This is a genomic window from Castellaniella sp. S9, from assembly GCF_027257175.1.
Lineage (GTDB): Bacteria > Pseudomonadota > Gammaproteobacteria > Burkholderiales > Burkholderiaceae_B > Castellaniella.
Map to the genome: position 1 here is coordinate 37,567 of NZ_JAPFGD010000006.1, position 15,986 is coordinate 53,552.

Annotated in this window: 15 protein-coding genes; 10 read left to right on the forward strand and 5 right to left on the reverse strand. The window is 63.6% G+C overall.

Going from position 1 to position 15,986, the window contains the following annotated elements; genetic code table 11:
• Positions 1 to 21: 21 nt before the first annotated feature.
• From OOZ48_RS11080 to OOZ48_RS11095, 4 genes are all read right to left on the reverse strand, one after another.
• The gene (locus OOZ48_RS11080) at positions 22 to 966 is read right to left on the reverse strand and encodes a dihydrodipicolinate synthase family protein (RefSeq protein WP_269498279.1); all 945 of its coding nucleotides are present in this window, start codon (positions 964 to 966) and stop codon (positions 22 to 24) included.
• On the reverse strand, positions 959 to 2,548 hold the full coding sequence (locus OOZ48_RS11085; RefSeq protein WP_269498280.1) for an acyl CoA:acetate/3-ketoacid CoA transferase: 1,590 nt from the start codon (positions 2,546 to 2,548) through the stop codon (positions 959 to 961). The genes OOZ48_RS11080 and OOZ48_RS11085 overlap by 8 nt, the downstream gene beginning before the upstream one ends.
• Before the next feature lie 11 nt (positions 2,549 to 2,559).
• Positions 2,560 to 3,702 carry an acyl-CoA dehydrogenase family protein gene (locus OOZ48_RS11090; protein ID WP_269498282.1) on the reverse strand — a complete coding sequence of 381 codons (1,143 nt, stop codon included), beginning with the start codon at positions 3,700 to 3,702 and terminating at the stop codon, positions 2,560 to 2,562.
• A gap of 88 nt (positions 3,703 to 3,790) precedes the next feature.
• Complete coding sequence (locus tag OOZ48_RS11095; protein WP_269498284.1) at positions 3,791 to 4,162, reverse strand: hypothetical protein; 372 nt, start codon at positions 4,160 to 4,162, stop codon at positions 3,791 to 3,793.
• Positions 4,163 to 4,279: 117 nt separating this feature from the next.
• Here OOZ48_RS11095 and dapA point away from each other — a divergent pair, with 117 nt between their 5' ends.
• The 4 genes from dapA (at position 4,280) to OOZ48_RS11115 (ending at position 8,087) form a co-directional block, all read left to right on the forward strand.
• Positions 4,280 to 5,164 carry a 4-hydroxy-tetrahydrodipicolinate synthase gene (gene dapA, locus OOZ48_RS11100; RefSeq protein ID WP_269498285.1) on the forward strand — a complete coding sequence of 295 codons (885 nt, stop codon included), beginning with the start codon at positions 4,280 to 4,282 and terminating at the stop codon, positions 5,162 to 5,164.
• 46 nt (positions 5,165 to 5,210) lie between these two features.
• On the forward strand, positions 5,211 to 6,209 hold the full coding sequence (locus OOZ48_RS11105; protein WP_269498287.1) for a TRAP transporter substrate-binding protein: 999 nt from the start codon (positions 5,211 to 5,213) through the stop codon (positions 6,207 to 6,209).
• Between the two features lie 73 nt (positions 6,210 to 6,282).
• Positions 6,283 to 6,804: a TRAP transporter small permease gene (locus tag OOZ48_RS11110; RefSeq protein WP_269498289.1), complete on the forward strand. Its 522-nt coding sequence runs from the start codon at positions 6,283 to 6,285 to the stop codon at positions 6,802 to 6,804.
• Entirely contained in the window at positions 6,801 to 8,087 is a 1,287-nt protein-coding gene (locus tag OOZ48_RS11115; RefSeq protein WP_269498291.1) for a TRAP transporter large permease, read from the forward strand. Before OOZ48_RS11110 ends, OOZ48_RS11115 begins: the two co-directional genes overlap by 4 nt.
• 39 nt (positions 8,088 to 8,126) lie before the next feature.
• Here OOZ48_RS11115 and OOZ48_RS11120 read toward each other — a convergent pair whose 3' ends face one another.
• Positions 8,127 to 9,332 (reverse strand): CynX/NimT family MFS transporter, encoded by a 1,206-nt coding sequence (locus OOZ48_RS11120; protein WP_269498293.1) that lies wholly within the window; start codon positions 9,330 to 9,332, stop codon positions 8,127 to 8,129.
• A 358-nt stretch (positions 9,333 to 9,690) separates the two neighbouring features.
• Here OOZ48_RS11120 and OOZ48_RS11125 point away from each other — a divergent pair, with 358 nt between their 5' ends.
• The 6 genes from OOZ48_RS11125 to OOZ48_RS11150 all read left to right on the forward strand — a co-directional run bounded on the left by OOZ48_RS11125 (position 9,691) and on the right by OOZ48_RS11150 (position 15,976).
• The gene (locus OOZ48_RS11125; protein ID WP_269498296.1) at positions 9,691 to 10,581 is read left to right on the forward strand and encodes a polysaccharide deacetylase family protein; all 891 of its coding nucleotides are present in this window, start codon (positions 9,691 to 9,693) and stop codon (positions 10,579 to 10,581) included.
• A 32-nt stretch (positions 10,582 to 10,613) separates the two neighbouring features.
• On the forward strand, positions 10,614 to 12,131 hold the full coding sequence (locus OOZ48_RS11130; RefSeq protein ID WP_269498298.1) for an LVIVD repeat-containing protein: 1,518 nt from the start codon (positions 10,614 to 10,616) through the stop codon (positions 12,129 to 12,131).
• A gap of 55 nt (positions 12,132 to 12,186) precedes the next feature.
• Positions 12,187 to 13,206 carry a TRAP transporter substrate-binding protein gene (locus OOZ48_RS11135; protein WP_269498300.1) on the forward strand — a complete coding sequence of 340 codons (1,020 nt, stop codon included), beginning with the start codon at positions 12,187 to 12,189 and terminating at the stop codon, positions 13,204 to 13,206.
• A 26-nt stretch (positions 13,207 to 13,232) separates the two neighbouring features.
• Entirely contained in the window at positions 13,233 to 13,745 is a 513-nt protein-coding gene (locus tag OOZ48_RS11140; protein ID WP_269498301.1) for a TRAP transporter small permease, read from the forward strand.
• A gap of 30 nt (positions 13,746 to 13,775) precedes the next feature.
• Positions 13,776 to 15,050: a TRAP transporter large permease gene (locus OOZ48_RS11145; protein ID WP_269498302.1), complete on the forward strand. Its 1,275-nt coding sequence runs from the start codon at positions 13,776 to 13,778 to the stop codon at positions 15,048 to 15,050.
• Positions 15,051 to 15,199: 149 nt separating this feature from the next.
• Entirely contained in the window at positions 15,200 to 15,976 is a 777-nt protein-coding gene (locus OOZ48_RS11150; protein WP_269498304.1) for an IclR family transcriptional regulator, read from the forward strand.
• The last annotated feature ends 10 nt before the right edge of the window (positions 15,977 to 15,986 follow it).

The window sequence follows — 15,986 nt, forward strand, 5'->3', positions numbered from 1 at the left end:
GCAGCGGGATGCGCCTGCGCGTCAGGCGAGGGCCGCCTTGAGGTTGGCGCGGTCTACGGTCAGGGCCACTTGCCGCGCCGTGTCGGCGGGCACGGGCAGCAGGGGCGGGCGCGGGGTCGCATCGTCGATGACGCCCAGGTGCGCGAGGCCGGCCTTGAGCCGCGTGTGCATGTCGATCAGCGGCGGCGGACCGTAGATGGTGCGCACGATCGGGTACAGGCGGTCGTTGACCGCGCGCATGGCCTTCAGGTCGCCTGCCTGCGTCGCTGCCCACAGTTCGCACAGCAGATGGGGAATCATGCTGGCCATGCCCGACAGAATGCCGTCGGCGCCCAGGGCGACCTGAGCGAACAGCCAGTGATAGTTGGAGGGCAGGATGGCGACGTCGGGCGCCAGCGCCTTGAGGGTCCGCAGATTGTCCTCGTAGAGCTGGATGTCGCCGCTGCCTTCCTTGATGGCGATGACCCGATCGTACTTGACCAGTTCGCTCAGCACCGCGGTGCTGAATCCGGTGCCCGAGCGCACGTCCTGCTGGAAGATCGACACCGGCAGCGTGGTCGCCTCGAGGATGGTTTCGAGATAGTGCAGCACATAGCGTGGATCGCCCGAGGCGCCGGCCGCGAATTGCGGCATGGGAAACAGGACGGCCACGTCCGCGCCTGCCTGTTCAGCGTCCTTGGCCTGGGCCACGGCGTCGGCCGTGGAGTACGGGATGATGCCCGTCAGCAAGGGTTTGTCGGGGCCGATGAAGGCGCGGGTGCGTCGGATCACCTCGATGCGTTCGCGAGCATCGAGCGTCGCGCCTTCGCCGGCATGGCCGTTGACGAATACCGCGTTGATGCCACGCGGCGTGGTGCAGTAGGCCAGCAGGCGATCGTAGCTCGCCCAGTCGATGGACAGGTCCGATTTGAAGGGCAGGACGGTGGCGACGGTCACGCCGTCGAGTGAAATGTCGTGCTTAGGCATTGATGGCCTCCTCTTGAATGCCGGTTTTCGCCGGTGGGTGTCGCAGGTCCAGGCCCATGGAGCCGTTCCGGAACAGCCGCTCGTCCATGGGCTTGAGGTCCGGCGAGACCCGCACGGGAAAACCGATCTGCTCCAGGACGTCCGCCTGCAGGTCCGCGCCGGGGGCGATCTCGACCAGCACCAGCCCTTCGGCGTCGAGCTTGAAGACGGCGCGCTCGGAAATGAAGGTGACGTCCTGGCCGCGTTCGCGCGCCAGGCGGCCGTTGAAGCTGATCTGGCCGACCTCGGGCACGAATTTGCGCAAGCGGCCTTCGCGGCGGATCTGCAGCCGGCCGTCCGTGACGGCCACGTCCAGCCCGCCGCCCGTCAGAGTGCCGCTGAACACCAGCCGCTGCGCGCCTTGAGTGATGTTGATGAAGCCGCCCGAACCGTCATAGCGGTCGCCGAAGCGGGTGACGTTGACGTTGCCTTGCGCGTCGACTTCGGCGAACGACAGGAAGGCGCAGTTCAAGCCGCCGCCGTCGTAGAAATCGAATTGGTAGGGCTGATCGATGATGGCCCGGGGGTTGTAGGCGGTGCCGAACTCCCGGGCGTAGCCGGGCACGCCGCCGATCACGCCCGATTCCACGGTGAGGGTGATGTGCTCGTCGATGCCTTCTTCGGCCGCGACGTTGGGGATCATGGCCGAGATGCCCACGCCCAGGTTGACGACGTCGCCGCTGCGCAGTTCCAGCGCGGCCCGCCGTGCGATCACGCGCCGCTCCGTCAGGGGGTCGGGGCGCAGGGTCGAGATGGGCACGCGCGTCTCGCCGCAGCGGCTGGGGTCGTACTGAGTGGCATAGGTCTGCTTCTGGTCGGGTTCCAGCACGAAATGGTCGATCAGAAATCCGGGGATCTTGACCATCTGGGGGTGCAGGGTGCCGCGGCGCACCAGGCGCTTGACCTGGCAGATGACGATGCCGCCGGCGTTGTGCACGGCCTGGGCCAGCGAGAGGTCCTCGCGGGTGGTGGCTTCGTGCTCCATGGACACGTAGCCGTCCTCGTCGGCGCTGGTGCCGCGCAGGAACGCGATGTTGGGCGTCGGGGCCCGATAGAACAGATACTCGCGCCCGTCCAGTTCGAGCAGTGAAATCCGCTCTTCCCGGGTTCGCGCGTTCATCCGCCCGCCCTCATGGCGCGGATCCATGTAGGTGTGCAGGCCGACGTGGGTGATCACGCCCGGCTGCTTGCCGGCCATGGCGCGGCAGAGCTGCGTCATCACGCCTTGCGGAAAGTTGTAGCCTTCGATCTGTTCTTCGCGGATCAGTTTCATGAAGGGCAGCTGCAGGCCGAAGTTGCCGCCGTAGACGCACGAGATCAGGCCTGGGTAGGCCAGGCGGCACAGGCCGCTCTCGGTGACGGCGCCGATGCCCGTGACGTGAAACAGCGTCAGGCCTTCGGGCTTGGCTGTTTCCTGGAAGCGGCTTTCGAGCGCCGCCAGCACGGATTCAGGCACGCCGGTGCCGCCGTTGCCGCCGACGGTCAGGACGTCGCCGTCCTTGACCAGGGCGGCGGCCTCGCGTGCGGTGATCAGGCTGATCATGTCGACTCCTTTCAGGTGGATTCTTTTTCGAGCTGGCGGGCGATGATCAGGCGCTGGATCTGATTCGTGCCCTCGTAGATCTGCGCCAGGCGCAGGTCGCGGAATATGCGCTCGATGCGGTATTCGCGCGAATAGCCGTTGCCGCCGTGGATCTGCAGGGCGTTCGAGGCATGCTTCATCGCCATGTCGGTGGTGAACAGCTTGGCGTGCGCCGCCTCCTTGGCGATCGGATGGCCGGCATCGTGCAGGCGGGCGGCATGGTGGATGAGCAGGCGCGCGGCGGCGATGTCCGTGGACATGTCGGCCAGCATGAACTGCACGGCCTGGAAGCGGATGATCTCTTCGCCGAACTGGCGGCGCGTCCGGGCATAGGACAGGGCGTCCTCCATCGCGGCCTGCGCCATGCCCAGCGCCATCGAGGACATCATCAGCCGCGAGAAATTGAAGTTGCCCATGGCCATCTTGAAAGCCTGGTTTTCGGGTCCGATGCGGTTGGCCACCGGCACGCGCACCTGGTCGAAGATCACCTGGCAATCCTCCAGGCCGTGCATGCCCAGGAGTTCCTCGGACTTGCCCCGGACCACGCCGGGGCGGTCGGCTTCGACCAGGATGCAGCTGATGCCCCGGTGGCCGGCGTCGCGGTCGGTCTTGGCGAAGACCATGATGAAATCGGCGATGCGTCCGAACGTGACCCAGGCCTTGGTGCCGTTGATGACGTAGTCGTCGCCGTCGCGCACCGCGGTGGTGCGCATGGCGGCCACGTCCGACCCATGGTCGGGTTCGGTGGCTGCCGAGGCGGGCAGCACCGAGCCGTCCAGAATGCCGGGAATGAAGGTCTTGTGGCGGTCGCTGCCGTGGGCGTCCAGAAACAGCGCGGCCTCGACGGGCAGGGCGTAGGCGTTGCCCAGGGTGCCCGAGGCGCGGGCGATCTCTTCCATGGCGATGCAGGTGCTCACCGTGCCCAGGTCGCTGCCGCCGGCCGCCTCCGGCAGGCCGATACCGAACAGCCCCAGCCCGGCCAGCCCTTCGTAGAGCTCGCGCGGAAAGCGGTCATCGCGATCGATGCCGGCCGCGGCCGGCATCACTGCCTGTTCGGTATAGCGCCTGACAGTGTCACGCAGCTGACGCTGCTCATCGGTGTAGAAGCGTTCCATGTCTCATCCAGAAAATAAAAAAAGGCTATTCGACCGGTTTTGATCAATAAACAGTACGCCGCCGCAAGCCGCCACGCATCGGCAAGCCTCAGGCGGCCGATTCCAGCAGGCCGCCGTGGGAAACCTGGCTGGGGTCTCGATCGAGGAAATAGATGACGACCTGTTTGGGGAGGACCCGGTAGGCCGATATGGCCGCCTTGGTCATCATGTCGGCCGCCCGGCCGCGGTGTGCCTCCGACCGTCCGAAAGCGTGGATCTTGATGAAGATGCGCTTCATTTCAGCCTCCGGGCCGAACTTTCCGCCATGGCCGTAGCCGATGCCGCCGACATCGAAGAAGTAGGCCGAGACGATGGCGGGCGAGATGCCGTAGGCCTCGCACAAGCTGTCGGTCAGGGCCCGGGTGGCGTTCTGGCGCTGGGCCGGGGTGGCGTCGAAATCGAAGACTTCAATGAAGGGCATGGTGCCTCCTGCAACGTTTTATTTGTTGACAGCATAATTATTAAGATGATCAAATGTCAATTAACAAATCAAAAAATTGATCAAATCAGGATCAATATTCCTATAAGGAGACGACAAATGGCCGGATTCCGCGGCAGTTATACGGTGATGGTGACCCCTTTCGATCAGCAGGGGCGTCTCGATGAGCAGGCCTTGCGCGGCTTCGTCGATTGGCAGGTCGAACAAGGGGCGCATGGCCTGATCCCCCTGGGCAGCACGGGTGAATTCCTGTCCATGACACGCGAGGAAAGGGCGCGGGCGGCGTCGATCGTGGTCGAGCAGGCGGCCGGCCGGGTGCCGGTGCTGGTCGGCACGGCGGCGGAATGGACCGACGAGGCGGTGGATCTCTCGCGCGAGGCCGAGCGCCTGGGCGCCGATGGCGTCATGATCGTGCCGCCCTACTATTCCTCGCCCACGGAGGACGAGATCTTTCATCATTACCGGCGCATCGCCGAGGCCATCGGCATCCCGGTCATGGTGTACAACAATCCCAACACATCCAATGTCGATCTGCGCGCGCCGCTGGTGGCGCGGCTCTCCGAGATCGACAATATTTCATACATCAAGGAATCCAGCGGCAGCGTCGCGCGGATCAATGAGATCCTCAGGCTGTCCAAGGGGCGGATGACGGTGTTCGCCGGCTATCACCCCTGGGAGGGCTACCGGGTGGGCGCGCAAGGATACGTGTCGGTGTTCGCCAATATCGCCCCCGCGCTGTCTGCGCAGATGTTCACTGTGACGGTCGAGCAGGGCGACGGCGAGGGCGGGCGACGCATCTATGATCGGGTCGCCCCGCTGCTCGATGCCCTGGCGGGCGACTTGTACGTATCGGCGACCAAGGCTGCGCTGGCGCTGATCGGCAGGCCGGTGGGCGCGCCGCGCGCGCCGCGTCTGCCATTGCCTGCGCACAGGCGCGAACCTTTGCGCGAGGTCCTGGATGGACTCGGCCTCATCGCGGGCTGACACCCCATCGCATATTTCCAGCATGGAACCCAAAGGAGAATCGGTGATGAACTTCAAGACAACCCGGCTGCCGGCCGCGATATTCGCCTCGCTCACCCTGCTTGCCGCGTCGGCATTGCCCGCGGCCGCGGCCGCGGCCGAGATCGTGCTCAAGGCCAGCCACAACGCCAATCAGGACGAGCCCTACCACACCGGCATGATGCGCATGAGCGAGCTGCTCAAGGAAAAGACGGGTGGCAAGGCCGAGATCCAGGTGTTTTCCAACGCCCAGCTGGGCGACGAGGCCGAAAGCATCCAGGGCACCCAGCTCGGCATCGTCGACATCGCCGTCACCGCCAACGAGGTGATGGCCAACTTCGTGCCCGACATGAATGTGTTCAGCCTGCCTTATCTGTTCAAGGGTCCGGAGCACATGGATCGCGTCGCCAATTCGCCCGAGGTGCACGAGTATCTCAATGAAGTCCTGGCCAAGAAGGGATATCGGCTGGTGGGCCTGTTCTTCGCGGGCACACGCCACATCATGTCCAAGAAGCCGATCAACGCGATCGGCGACCTGGAGGGAATGAAGATCCGCACCCTCAACAATCCCATCCACATTGATGCCTTCAAGAGCTTCGGCGCGAACCCGACGCCCATGGCCTATACCGAGCTCTACGGTGCGCTCGAGACGGGGGTGGTGGATGGCGCCGAGGCCGCCAACACCAACTACCACTCGCGCAAGTTCTACGAGGTGGCGCCCAATTGGGCCATGGTGGGCTGGATCGAGCTGGTGGCGCCGGTGGTGATGGGCAAGGCGCGCTTCGATGCCTTGCCCAAGGATGTGCAGGACGCCTTGCTGGCGGCCGGGACCGAGGCGGCCGCCGTGCAGCGCAAGACCTACCGCGAAAGCGACCAGCGCCGTTTCGAGGAGCTCAAGAAGCTGCCGGTCAACATCACGCATCCGGACACGGCCCCGTTCCGCGCGGCGTCCGAAAAGATCTACGGTACGCACGTGAAGACCGACGAGCAGAAGGAATTGCTGCGGATCATCCGCGCCATCGATTGATCCTGCCCTTCAACCCACGGGGCGGGCGGGCCGCATGCCGGTCTGCCCCGGCAATCCCTTGCGGGAAGACGCCATGCGACAGTATTCCGGAATTTGCTGGTGGTGCATCGATGGGCTCAGGCGGCTCATGTCGGGCATCGTGATCGTATTGTTCTGCGTCATGATGGGCGCGGTGCTGCTGCAGGTCGGCAGCCGCTATCTGATGGACTACACCACGGCCTGGGCCACCGAGCTGTCCACCTATTGCCAGGTCTGGCTGGTGTTGCTGGGCGCGGGGGTCGCGATGGCGCGCAACCAGCACATGGCCATCGACTTTCTGCCTGCCATGCTGTCCTTGCGCTATGCCCGCATCGCCAGTGTGCTGGTCGCCTGCGTGACGATGGGGTTCCTCGCGGCCATGGCCTACGGCAGCATCCCGCTGATCCGCCTGGGCGTGCACCAGGTGTCGCCCGCCATGGGCGTGCCTTTGTGGGCGGTCTACGGCTGCCTGCCCCTGGGCGCGTTCTACATCGCGCTGGAACTGGTCGTGTCGGTCGCGCGGCGCTGGGACGAGCCCTTCGCCCAGATCGACGCGCAGGCGGAGGACGCGTCATGATCGTGATCCTGGTCTGCTTCCTGCTGTTCCTGGCGCTGGGCGTGCCGCTGGTGTTCGTGCTGGGCGCCTCGGCGCTGCTGACGCTGGTGATCACCACGGACGTGCCGGTCACGCTGGTCAGCCAGCGCGTGTTCGCGGGGCTGAATTCGTTCACTTTGATGGCCATTCCGTTTTTCATCTTCGCCGGCGTCGTCATGGACGCGGGCGGCATATCGCGCCGCATCGTGGCCTTTTCCTCGGCGCTGATCGGCTGGGTGACGGGCAGCCTGCTGCACGTGGCCTGCGTGACCTCGGCGGGCCTGGCGGCCATTTCCGGGTCGGGTTCGGCCGACGTGGCGGCGGTCTCGTCCATCATGCAGCCGCAGCTCAAGTCGCGCGGCTACAACGTGGATTTCTCGGCCGCCATCATCGCCTGCGCGGGATCGATGGCGCAGATCATCCCGCCCAGCCTGACCATGGTGGTCATCGCCATCATCGGCAATATGTCGATCGGCGCATTGTTCCTGTCCGGCGTGGTGCCCGGGCTGCTGTGCATCGGCCTGCTGATCGGCGTGTCCTACGTGTACGCGCGCAAGGGCGGACCGCAATACCGGGAATCCAAGCCGTTCTCGCTGCGGGAGCTGGCGCGCAGCACGTACGTCGCGCTGCCGGCCTTCGGCATGCCGGTGGTGATCGTCGGCGGCATCATCGGCGGCATCTTCACGCCCACCGAGGCGGCGGCGGTGGCCGGTTTCTATGGCGTGCTGATCAGCATGTTCATCTACCGGGAATTGCGCCTGGCGGACTTGCCGCAAATCGTGCTGCGCTCGGCCTCGCTGTCGGCCGCCGTGATGCTGATCATCGGGACGGCGACGGTGTTCTCGTGGCTGGTGGCCAACGCCAACGTGCCCGACATGCTCGCCGCATGGCTGCGCAGCGTATCGAGCAGCCCGCTGGTCTTCCTGCTGTTCGTCAACGGCCTGTTCTTGCTGATCGGGATGTTCATGGAGACGATCGCCGCCATCCTGATCGTCGCGCCCGTGCTCCTGCCGATCGCCGCCAGTTTCGGGATCGACCCCATTCATTTCGCGCTGGTGGTGGTGTTCAATTGCGCGATCGGGACGGTGACGCCGCCCTATGGCATCTGTCTGCTGGTCGCCGCCAACGTGGCCGAGCGGCCTCCGGTGCGGGTCTGGCGCAAGGCCGGATGGCCGATCGCCGTGATGGCGGTGGTGCTGGCCCTGATCACCTTCCTGCCCGAGATGTCGCTGTGGCTGCCCAGGGCGGCGGGCCTGATCCGCTAGTGTTTTGTTTGCCGGCCACGATACGTCGGGCGGACGGGTTCAATGCGGGGTTGAGGCCGCCGGCGAAGATCCACCGGGAAGCACCACATACCGGTTTCGCCCCGCGGACCATCCGGACAGTGCCGTGCCCAGGGTCACGAACACGAGCAGCCACAGTACGCCGATGAAGCTGCCGGACCAGTGGTGGATCAGGCCGATGAGCAAAGGGGCGAGGGCGCCGATCGTGTAGCCGGCGCTCTGGGCCATGCCCGAAAGCAGCGTGGCGGTCTCGGTATTGGGCGAACGCAGCACGATGATCGTCAAGGCGGTCGAAAACGTCGCGCCCTGGGCGAGCCCCTGGACCAGCGAGAGCGGGAACACCCAGGCTACCGGAGCGATCAGCAGGCCGATCAGCGGTATGCCGCAAGCCAGTGCCAGGACCAGGCTCAGCAGCCGCTGGTCAGGCGCCCGCTTGATCACGGCGGGCGCCAATAGATTGCCCGCCAGGTTCGCGATGATGCAGGCCGAGGTTGCCAGGCCCGCGGTTGTCGGATCCATGCCGCGCTCACGCAGGATCGGCGCCATCCAGCCCAGGACCGTATAAGCCATCGATGATTGAAGGCCCATGTAGAGGGTGACTTGCCAGGCCAGCCGGTTCCTCCAGACATCGCCGCAGGCATACGTCCCAGCGCGGCGATCCGGCAGCCTCTTGAACCGCGGCAGCCAGAGGGCGCCGGCCAGGGCGACGGGCAGCGCCCATAGCGCGAGACCGCTGCTCCAGGCGAGATCCAGCGCGCGAACCAGGGGGATCGTCAGTGCCGCCGCCGCGGCCGATCCCAGGTTCATCGCCGTCACGTAGAGCGCCGTGACGAGTGCAACCCGGCCGCTGAAATCGCGCCGGACCAGGACCGGCAGCAATACATTGCAGACCGCGATGCAGGCGCCGGCCAACAGGGAGCCCAGCACCAGCCCATGCAGGCCGTGGAAGCCCCGCAGCGCCGTGCCGGCGGCCAGGCCCAGCAAGGCGACGACCAGGGTGCGTTCGACGCCGAAGCGATGCACGCACAGCGGTGCGATCGGTGCGAACACGCCCAGACAGATCATGGGCAGTGCCGTCACGTACCCGGCCGTTGCCGCGGAGATCCCGGTCGTCCTGGTGATTTCCGGCAAGAGAACGGACAGGCTCGGAAAAATGAGGCGCAGATTGAAGGCGAGGAGCACCAGCGCCCCAATCGCCAGTCCACCTGCTATGGCGCTTCTTGGCATCGACGATCTTCCCGGATTCCCCGACGTGGGGATCGGACGCCATGATAGTCCGCACCTATTTCAAACGCAATCCAAAATTCTCATTAAATGATACTTTAAAATGGGGCCCCTGCAGCGCAGGGAAGAATTCAACGCGGTGAACAGTACTTATTCGACAATATATCCCTTCATAATCAGTGATGAAACAGGATAACGCTCTTATAGAATATGCATAGGGGATTATCCCTAATATTCTCATTAAATGAGATAAATTCGATCTGTTGATTGACACTGCAGAAGCCGGACCCTAGGATGATTCGCATATGACACCGCTGAGCCGTTTCCCTGGCTCGCGGGTTTTTATTGATGGAGAAGTGAGATGTCGAAGGCGGGAAGCAGTGTCCGGACACGTGTTCCTTATGAGCCGATACACAAGAGAAAAAAACTGCATCTGCCGAACGGCGGAAAAATCATCCTGTGGGTCATCGTCAACATCGAGAACTGGCGCCCGGAAAGACCGATGCCGCGTGTGGTCCTTCCGCCGCCCATGGGCCAGCCCATGCTGCCCGATGTTCCGAACTGGGCCTGGCATGAATACGGCATGCGCGTCGGCTTCTGGCGCTATCTCGACGCACTGCGCAGCCGCGATCTGAAGGCTTCGCTTGCCGTCAACGGCAGTGCCTGCACCGTCTATCCAGAGGCCTGTGAAGCCGCCCGCGATGCAGGCTGGGAGTTCATGGGACACGGCTACGTGCAGGCGCCGATGCATACGGTGGAAGATGAAGGCGAGGCCATACGGAAGACGATCGAGGCCATCCAGGCATTCACCGGCGAGGCGCCGCGCGGCTGGGAGAGCCCGGGCCTGACCGAAACCGACGAAACAGTCGACCTGCTTGCCGAGGCGGGCATCGAGTACGTGGCCAACTGGGTTCTGGATGATCAGCCGGTGCCGGTCCACACCCGCACCGGAACCATGACCGCGCTGCCATACCCGGTCGAGATCAATGACGTCGTGATCAGCGCCGTCCAACTCCAGCCTTCAGACGAGATCTGGCGCCGTGGCAAGGACCAGTTCGACCGTCTATACCAGGAAAGCGCCGACTCGGTCCGCGTGATGTCCATCTCGATCCATCCCTTCCTGACCGGGGTGCCGCACCGCATCAAGTATCTGGAGCAGCTCCTGGACTACATCCTCGGGCATGAGGGCGTCGTCCCGATGACGGGCGCCGAGATGCTCGAATGGTATCGCTCGCAGGCGCAACAGAACTGAAGTCGCATTCATCATCATTGGAGGAGCACGACATGTCCACTGAGCACGACAAGAACTCATCGGTGAACCCCGCCATCCACGGCGTCATGCAGGAGGGAGGCACCGTGCCCATGCGGCTGCCCGCCGGTGCGCTGGACTATCTCGACCGCAATCAATACATCTCGTCCATGGAGGTCATCGGGTTCTACCCGTCGATCAAGGTCGACTTCTTCGGAGACGAGCACGCATGCCTATGGACGGAAGGCCGGCGGCGCATGCTCGCCTTCCAGGGTGGCTGGATCGACATCACGGAACCCAAGGCGCCCACGGTGATCGAGGAAGACGGCCTGGCGCCGTTCCAGAGCTGCATATACAACGAACGCCTGAAGAAATGGATACGCATCGTCGCCCACCAGATTCCGCTGACACCAGGCACCGTCGAATACCCCCGTGGCAAATATCACCCCGAGTACCGCAAGCAGGCGGCATCGTATGCCGGCTTTCGCGGCATCAAGACCTATGACGTCACCAATCCGGAAAAGCCGGTGCTGCTGAACGAGTTTGCGACGGGGGACACCGGCAACGGGGTACACCTGTCCTTCTATGACGGGGGCAAGTACGCCTATCTCGCCTGCGGCTGGGACGATCAGTTGCGGATGGAGAGTTCCGAGCGGGTCAATAGCCACGGGCTCATGATCGTCGACATGTCCGACCCCGCCGCCGTCAAGGAAGTCTCGCGCTGGTGGGTCCCGGGCCAGCGGCTCGAGGAAGAAGAACTGTATCGCAGCACCTACCCGTTTGCCGGCGACCAATGTTCCTGGACCTGCAATCGCACGCCCTGCATCGTTCCCAAGCGGGTCGAGGACGGGGGCACGGTGGGCTATGGCGGCTGGGGGCATTTCGGCTTCTATGTGCACGACCTGTCCGACATTAAGAACCCGAAGGTGTACGGGAAGACGGCGCATCCGCTGGAAGCCATTGGCGGCATTCCGTATCACCACGTCGTGCCTGTCGTGGGGGCATCCGCCACAGAGCACCCTCAACTGCAGAACCTGGTCATCGCGCTGCCGGAAGCGCTCGAGGCCGATTGTCGCGAGCCCTTTCACCTGCCGTACGTCATCGACGCCAAGGATCCGGCGAACCCCCGGATCATCGGGCTCTTTCCCCGGCCCATGCCTCATCCCGACGCGCCCTACAAGGACTTTGCAATGGCGCGCGGGCGGTTCAGTTCACGGGTGATGCAGCATTGGATCGCCCCCGGAAAGGCCCAGCCCAACCTGGTCGCCATGTCGTACCTGAATGCGGGCATCCGCCTGTATGACATCTCGGAACCCACTGCGCCCAAGGAAGTGGCGTACTTCGTCCCGCCGCGCGACGGCGAGATCTCGGACTACATGAGCTGGCGCCGCGGCACGACCGAGGCCGTCTTCATCGAGTGGGACCGACGCCTGATCTGGGTGGCGACACACTCCGGGCTGTATTGCCTGTCCACACCCTTCCTCGGCGACCCCGTCCTCGAGCCGAAGAAGGTCGAAGAATGGTCGGTGCCTCACGTCAACCGAACCGCCTGAAGGACGAACGAGAGTAACCCTGTAGTCAAGCAATCCTTTGGCTTTGGAGATCGCCATGCATCAATTCATCAAGACCGGGCTGGCCACGTGCCTGGCTGGCATGCTTGCGTTCGCCCCGGCGGCGTACGCGGCAAAATACACCATGAAGATTTCGCACTCCGCCGCGCCGGGCGACCCGCGCGACCAGGGGGCGAACGTCGTCGCCGACATCCTGAACAAAAGCAAGACCTGCGACATCAAGGTCCAGGTCTTCCCCTCCGACCAGTTGGGCGGAAGCGAGTCGATCTGGGAGCAGGTCCAACTGGGCGGCGTCGAGGTGATGATTGCACCGGCCGCGAACCTGGTGCCCTACGAGCCGTTGATGGGCATACTGGACCTTCCGTATTTCTGGCCCTCGGATCCCCATGAACTGCTGAAAGTCTATGAAAGCGAGGCCATGGCCGATCTGCTGAAGGTGCCCGAGCCCCATGGCTTCATCGTGCCCGGTGTCTGGCATACCGGCTACAAGAACTGGACTTCCAACAAGGCCTTGCGCACGCCGGCCGATTTCAAGGGGCTGATCGTGCGGGTGATGCCGTCCAAGGTCCTGCACAAGCAGAACGAGCTGCTGGGCATGCAGAATGTGTCGATGAATTTCGGCGATACGTATTCCGCATTGCAAAGCGGCACCATCGGCGGCCAGGACAACCCGATCCCGCTCATATACAACATGAAGTTCTACGAGGTGCAGAAATACATCACGATGACGAACCACGGGATCCTGGATCAGGTGTTCGCCATTTCGAAGGTCTTCTGGGACAAGCTGCCGGAGGCCTGCCATTCCGAGATCCGGGCCGCGGTGGCGGAAGGCGGGAAGACGACATTCGAGGTGAACGAGAAATTGATCCAGGAAGACCTGGTCAAGATCAAGGCCGCCGGGACCACCATCGTGGACCTCACGCCCGAGGAAGTCGCCGCGATCAAGGATGTCCTGGAACCCGCCGTCAAGAACTACTACGTCGACATGGTCGGGCCGAAGGGCGCGGAACTGGCGGCCAAGTTCGAGGACGAGTTCAAGAAAATGGGCGTCAAGTAGGGGTTTGACGGGGGAGAGTCGTCATCATGAAACGCATTAACAATATAGCGGAGCTGACTGCGGCTCTCGCCCTGCTGGCTTTGAGCGGGCTCATGCTCGTGAATGTGTTCGCCAGGAACGTGGTCCGCCAGTCGTTCATCGGCACAGAGACGCTCGCCGTCTACTTCATGATCTGGATCACGTTCATCGGTTCGGCCGTGATCATCCTGAAGTACGGCCACGTCAGTGTCGACTTCTTCTTGCGGATGGTGCGCAACCGGCAGGGCCTCCTCCGCCTGATCGGCCTCTTGACGGCGGTCACGGCGGCCGTCATCAGCTGTTTCTTCGTCTGGCACGGGGCCCAGCTGGCCTACCAGCTGTTCATGCGGGGGGGCAAGGTGGCGACCCTCGGGATCTCGCAAGGATACATCTACGCGTTTGTCACGGTTGCCATGCTTCTGATGCTGTGCAATGCGCTGGTGCTGGGCTGGGGCGTGATCATGGGCAAGCCGGAGAGCTATCCGGGCATTCAAGAGCAGGATGATCCGTCAGAAGAATGACGGCGGACGTATAGCGAAAAGGAACACAAGATGGCTCTCCCAGGCGTAATTCTCGCGGTCGTGATATTGCTGCTGATGTCACTGCCGATATTCATATCCCTGTTGCTGCCGGCGATCGCCGGCCTGACCTGGTTCGACATGAGCATGCCGCCCGTGGCGGTCGTGCAGCACGCGATCAATGGCGTTTCAATTCCCGCCTTGCTGGCCGTACCCTTGTTCATGTTCGCGGCCGACATCATCGCGGGCGGTGAAATCGCAGACAGGCTCGTTGCCCTGATGGAAGCCGCCATTGGCCATATTCCGGGCGGAATGGCGATTGCGACGATCATGACCATGATGCTTTTTGGCGCCATTTCAGGAGTCGGCGTGGCCGCGATCGTCAGCATCGGCCCGATCGCGTATCCCGTGCTCTTGAAGCGCGGGTACAGCCGGGGCTTCGCTTTGGGGCTCATTTTGTCCGGCGCTACTTTATCGATGCTCATCCCGCCCAGCGTCGCCATCATCCTATATGGGCTGCAGGCCAACCAGTCGATCGCGCAGACCTTCCTGACGGGGCTTGCCGCAGGCATCGTCTTCGCCATCATTCTGATCGCCTTCACGCTGGTCTATGTCCGCGTGCGCGGCCTGGGCAACGACCAGAAATTCAGTCTCGAGGGGTTGGTGGCGGCAGCGCGGCGCGCATCACTGGCGATCCTGTTTCCCCTGATCATATTGGGCGGGATCTATGGGGGGATCACGACGGTCACCGAGGCGGCCGCGGTGTCGGTCGGTTACGCGGTGCTCGTCGAAATCTACGTCTACAAACGCCTGAACTGGGCGGCCCTGGTTTCGATCGCGCGCTCGTCGTCGAAAGTGATCGCGATGGTGATGATCCTGATCGTCGGCGGCTCTTTGCTGACCTGGTACCTGACGCTCCAGCAGGTGCCGCAGCTGGTCGCGAACATCGGTGTCTTCGACAGCGCGGTGACGGTGCTTCTGGTGATCAACCTGATATTCCTGTTTGCCGGGATGCTGGTCGATGTGAACTCGGCCATCATCATCCTGACGCCCTTGGTCATGCCGGCGGCCTTGCAGGTGGGGATCGATCCTATCCACCTGGGTGCCGTCGTCGCCATGAACCTCGCGATCGGGATGATCAGTCCGCCGTTCGGCATGAACCTGTTCGTCGGTATGGCGACATTCAAGCTCAGCTACAAGGAAACGCTCAAGGCGGTGATGCCGTTCTTGCTGCTGATGCTGGTGTCGCTTGCGATCGTGACCTACATCCCGCAATCCACACTGTGGCTGCGTGATCTGCTGTTCTGACTTGGCGAGCAATGCCTTGGCAAAATGCCGAATTGTGGTTCCATGACAGTCCGACTACTATGCGGCCACGATGAGCGGCTTTCCGTGCGGGGAAGCCTCCCGCCTGGCGCCCGCCTGCTACTCGTTCCGTGAATTGCTCCATTGACATCATGCCGCCTGCTTCCAAATCCGCCGCGCAGTCGCCCGCCAAGACGGTCGGGCGCGCCGCGCTGCTGCTGAGGATCATTGCCTCGAGCCACAACCAGAGCCTGCGTCTGGTGGACATCGCCAAGATGGCTTCGCTCGACAAATCGACGGCCCAACGATTGTTGCAGCGGCTGGTGCTGGAACGCCTGGCGGTGCGTGATCCGGTTCGCGGCTACCGGCTCGGGCCGCTGATCTACGAGCTGGGCCTGGTGGCGCTGCCGGGAACCAATCTGCGCGAGGTCTCGCAGCCGTATCTGCATACCCTCGCGCAGGCGACGGGCGACATGGTCTTTCTCGTCGGGCGCAGCGGGCACGAATCGATCTGCCTCAGCCGGATAGCGGGCAATTACCCGATCCAGACCATGACGCGGACCGAAGGCGATCGCCACCCTCTGGGGGTCGGAGCCGGCGGGCTCGCGATTCTGGCATCCATGCGCGATGCCGAAATTCGCCTGGTGCTCGAAGCCGTGCAGCCCCGCCTGCAGGCCTATCAGATCACGCCGGAACGCATACTGAAAGCCATAGACGACACGCGTGGCCGCGGCGGCATCGCAATCGACGCCGGCAACGCGGCCCTTGACGTGACGGCTATCGGCCGTACCGTGCACGACCGCGGCCGTGCGCCGGTGGCATCGGTCTTTGTGGCGTCCATCGGCGAGCGCATGATGGACAGCCGGCAAAAACAGGTCACCCGGCTGTTGGTCGATTGTGTGAACTCGATCGAGCACGTCTTTCATTAGCGGGATCTAC

What these genes read in the sequence shown, in the direction of transcription:
- OOZ48_RS11090 (WP_269498282.1), bottom strand. Translation starts at nt 3,702, where the DNA reads ATGGAACGCTTCTACACCGATGAGCAGCGTCAGCTGCGTGACACTGTC.
- OOZ48_RS11110 (WP_269498289.1), top strand. Translation starts at nt 6,283, where the DNA reads ATGCGACAGTATTCCGGAATTTGCTGGTGGTGCATCGATGGGCTCAGG.
- OOZ48_RS11080 (WP_269498279.1), bottom strand. Translation starts at nt 966, where the DNA reads ATGCCTAAGCACGACATTTCACTCGACGGCGTGACCGTCGCCACCGTC.
- OOZ48_RS11150 (WP_269498304.1), top strand. Translation starts at nt 15,200, where the DNA reads ATGCCGCCTGCTTCCAAATCCGCCGCGCAGTCGCCCGCCAAGACGGTC.
- OOZ48_RS11130 (WP_269498298.1), top strand. Translation starts at nt 10,614, where the DNA reads ATGTCCACTGAGCACGACAAGAACTCATCGGTGAACCCCGCCATCCAC.
- OOZ48_RS11085 (WP_269498280.1), bottom strand. Translation starts at nt 2,548, where the DNA reads ATGATCAGCCTGATCACCGCACGCGAGGCCGCCGCCCTGGTCAAGGAC.
- dapA (WP_269498285.1), top strand. Translation starts at nt 4,280, where the DNA reads ATGGCCGGATTCCGCGGCAGTTATACGGTGATGGTGACCCCTTTCGAT.
- OOZ48_RS11145 (WP_269498302.1), top strand. Translation starts at nt 13,776, where the DNA reads ATGGCTCTCCCAGGCGTAATTCTCGCGGTCGTGATATTGCTGCTGATG.
- OOZ48_RS11095 (WP_269498284.1), bottom strand. Translation starts at nt 4,162, where the DNA reads ATGCCCTTCATTGAAGTCTTCGATTTCGACGCCACCCCGGCCCAGCGC.
- OOZ48_RS11105 (WP_269498287.1), top strand. Translation starts at nt 5,211, where the DNA reads ATGAACTTCAAGACAACCCGGCTGCCGGCCGCGATATTCGCCTCGCTC.
- OOZ48_RS11120 (WP_269498293.1), bottom strand. Translation starts at nt 9,332, where the DNA reads ATGCCAAGAAGCGCCATAGCAGGTGGACTGGCGATTGGGGCGCTGGTG.
- OOZ48_RS11115 (WP_269498291.1), top strand. Translation starts at nt 6,801, where the DNA reads ATGATCGTGATCCTGGTCTGCTTCCTGCTGTTCCTGGCGCTGGGCGTG.
- OOZ48_RS11135 (WP_269498300.1), top strand. Translation starts at nt 12,187, where the DNA reads ATGCATCAATTCATCAAGACCGGGCTGGCCACGTGCCTGGCTGGCATG.
- OOZ48_RS11140 (WP_269498301.1), top strand. Translation starts at nt 13,233, where the DNA reads ATGAAACGCATTAACAATATAGCGGAGCTGACTGCGGCTCTCGCCCTG.
- OOZ48_RS11125 (WP_269498296.1), top strand. Translation starts at nt 9,691, where the DNA reads ATGTCGAAGGCGGGAAGCAGTGTCCGGACACGTGTTCCTTATGAGCCG.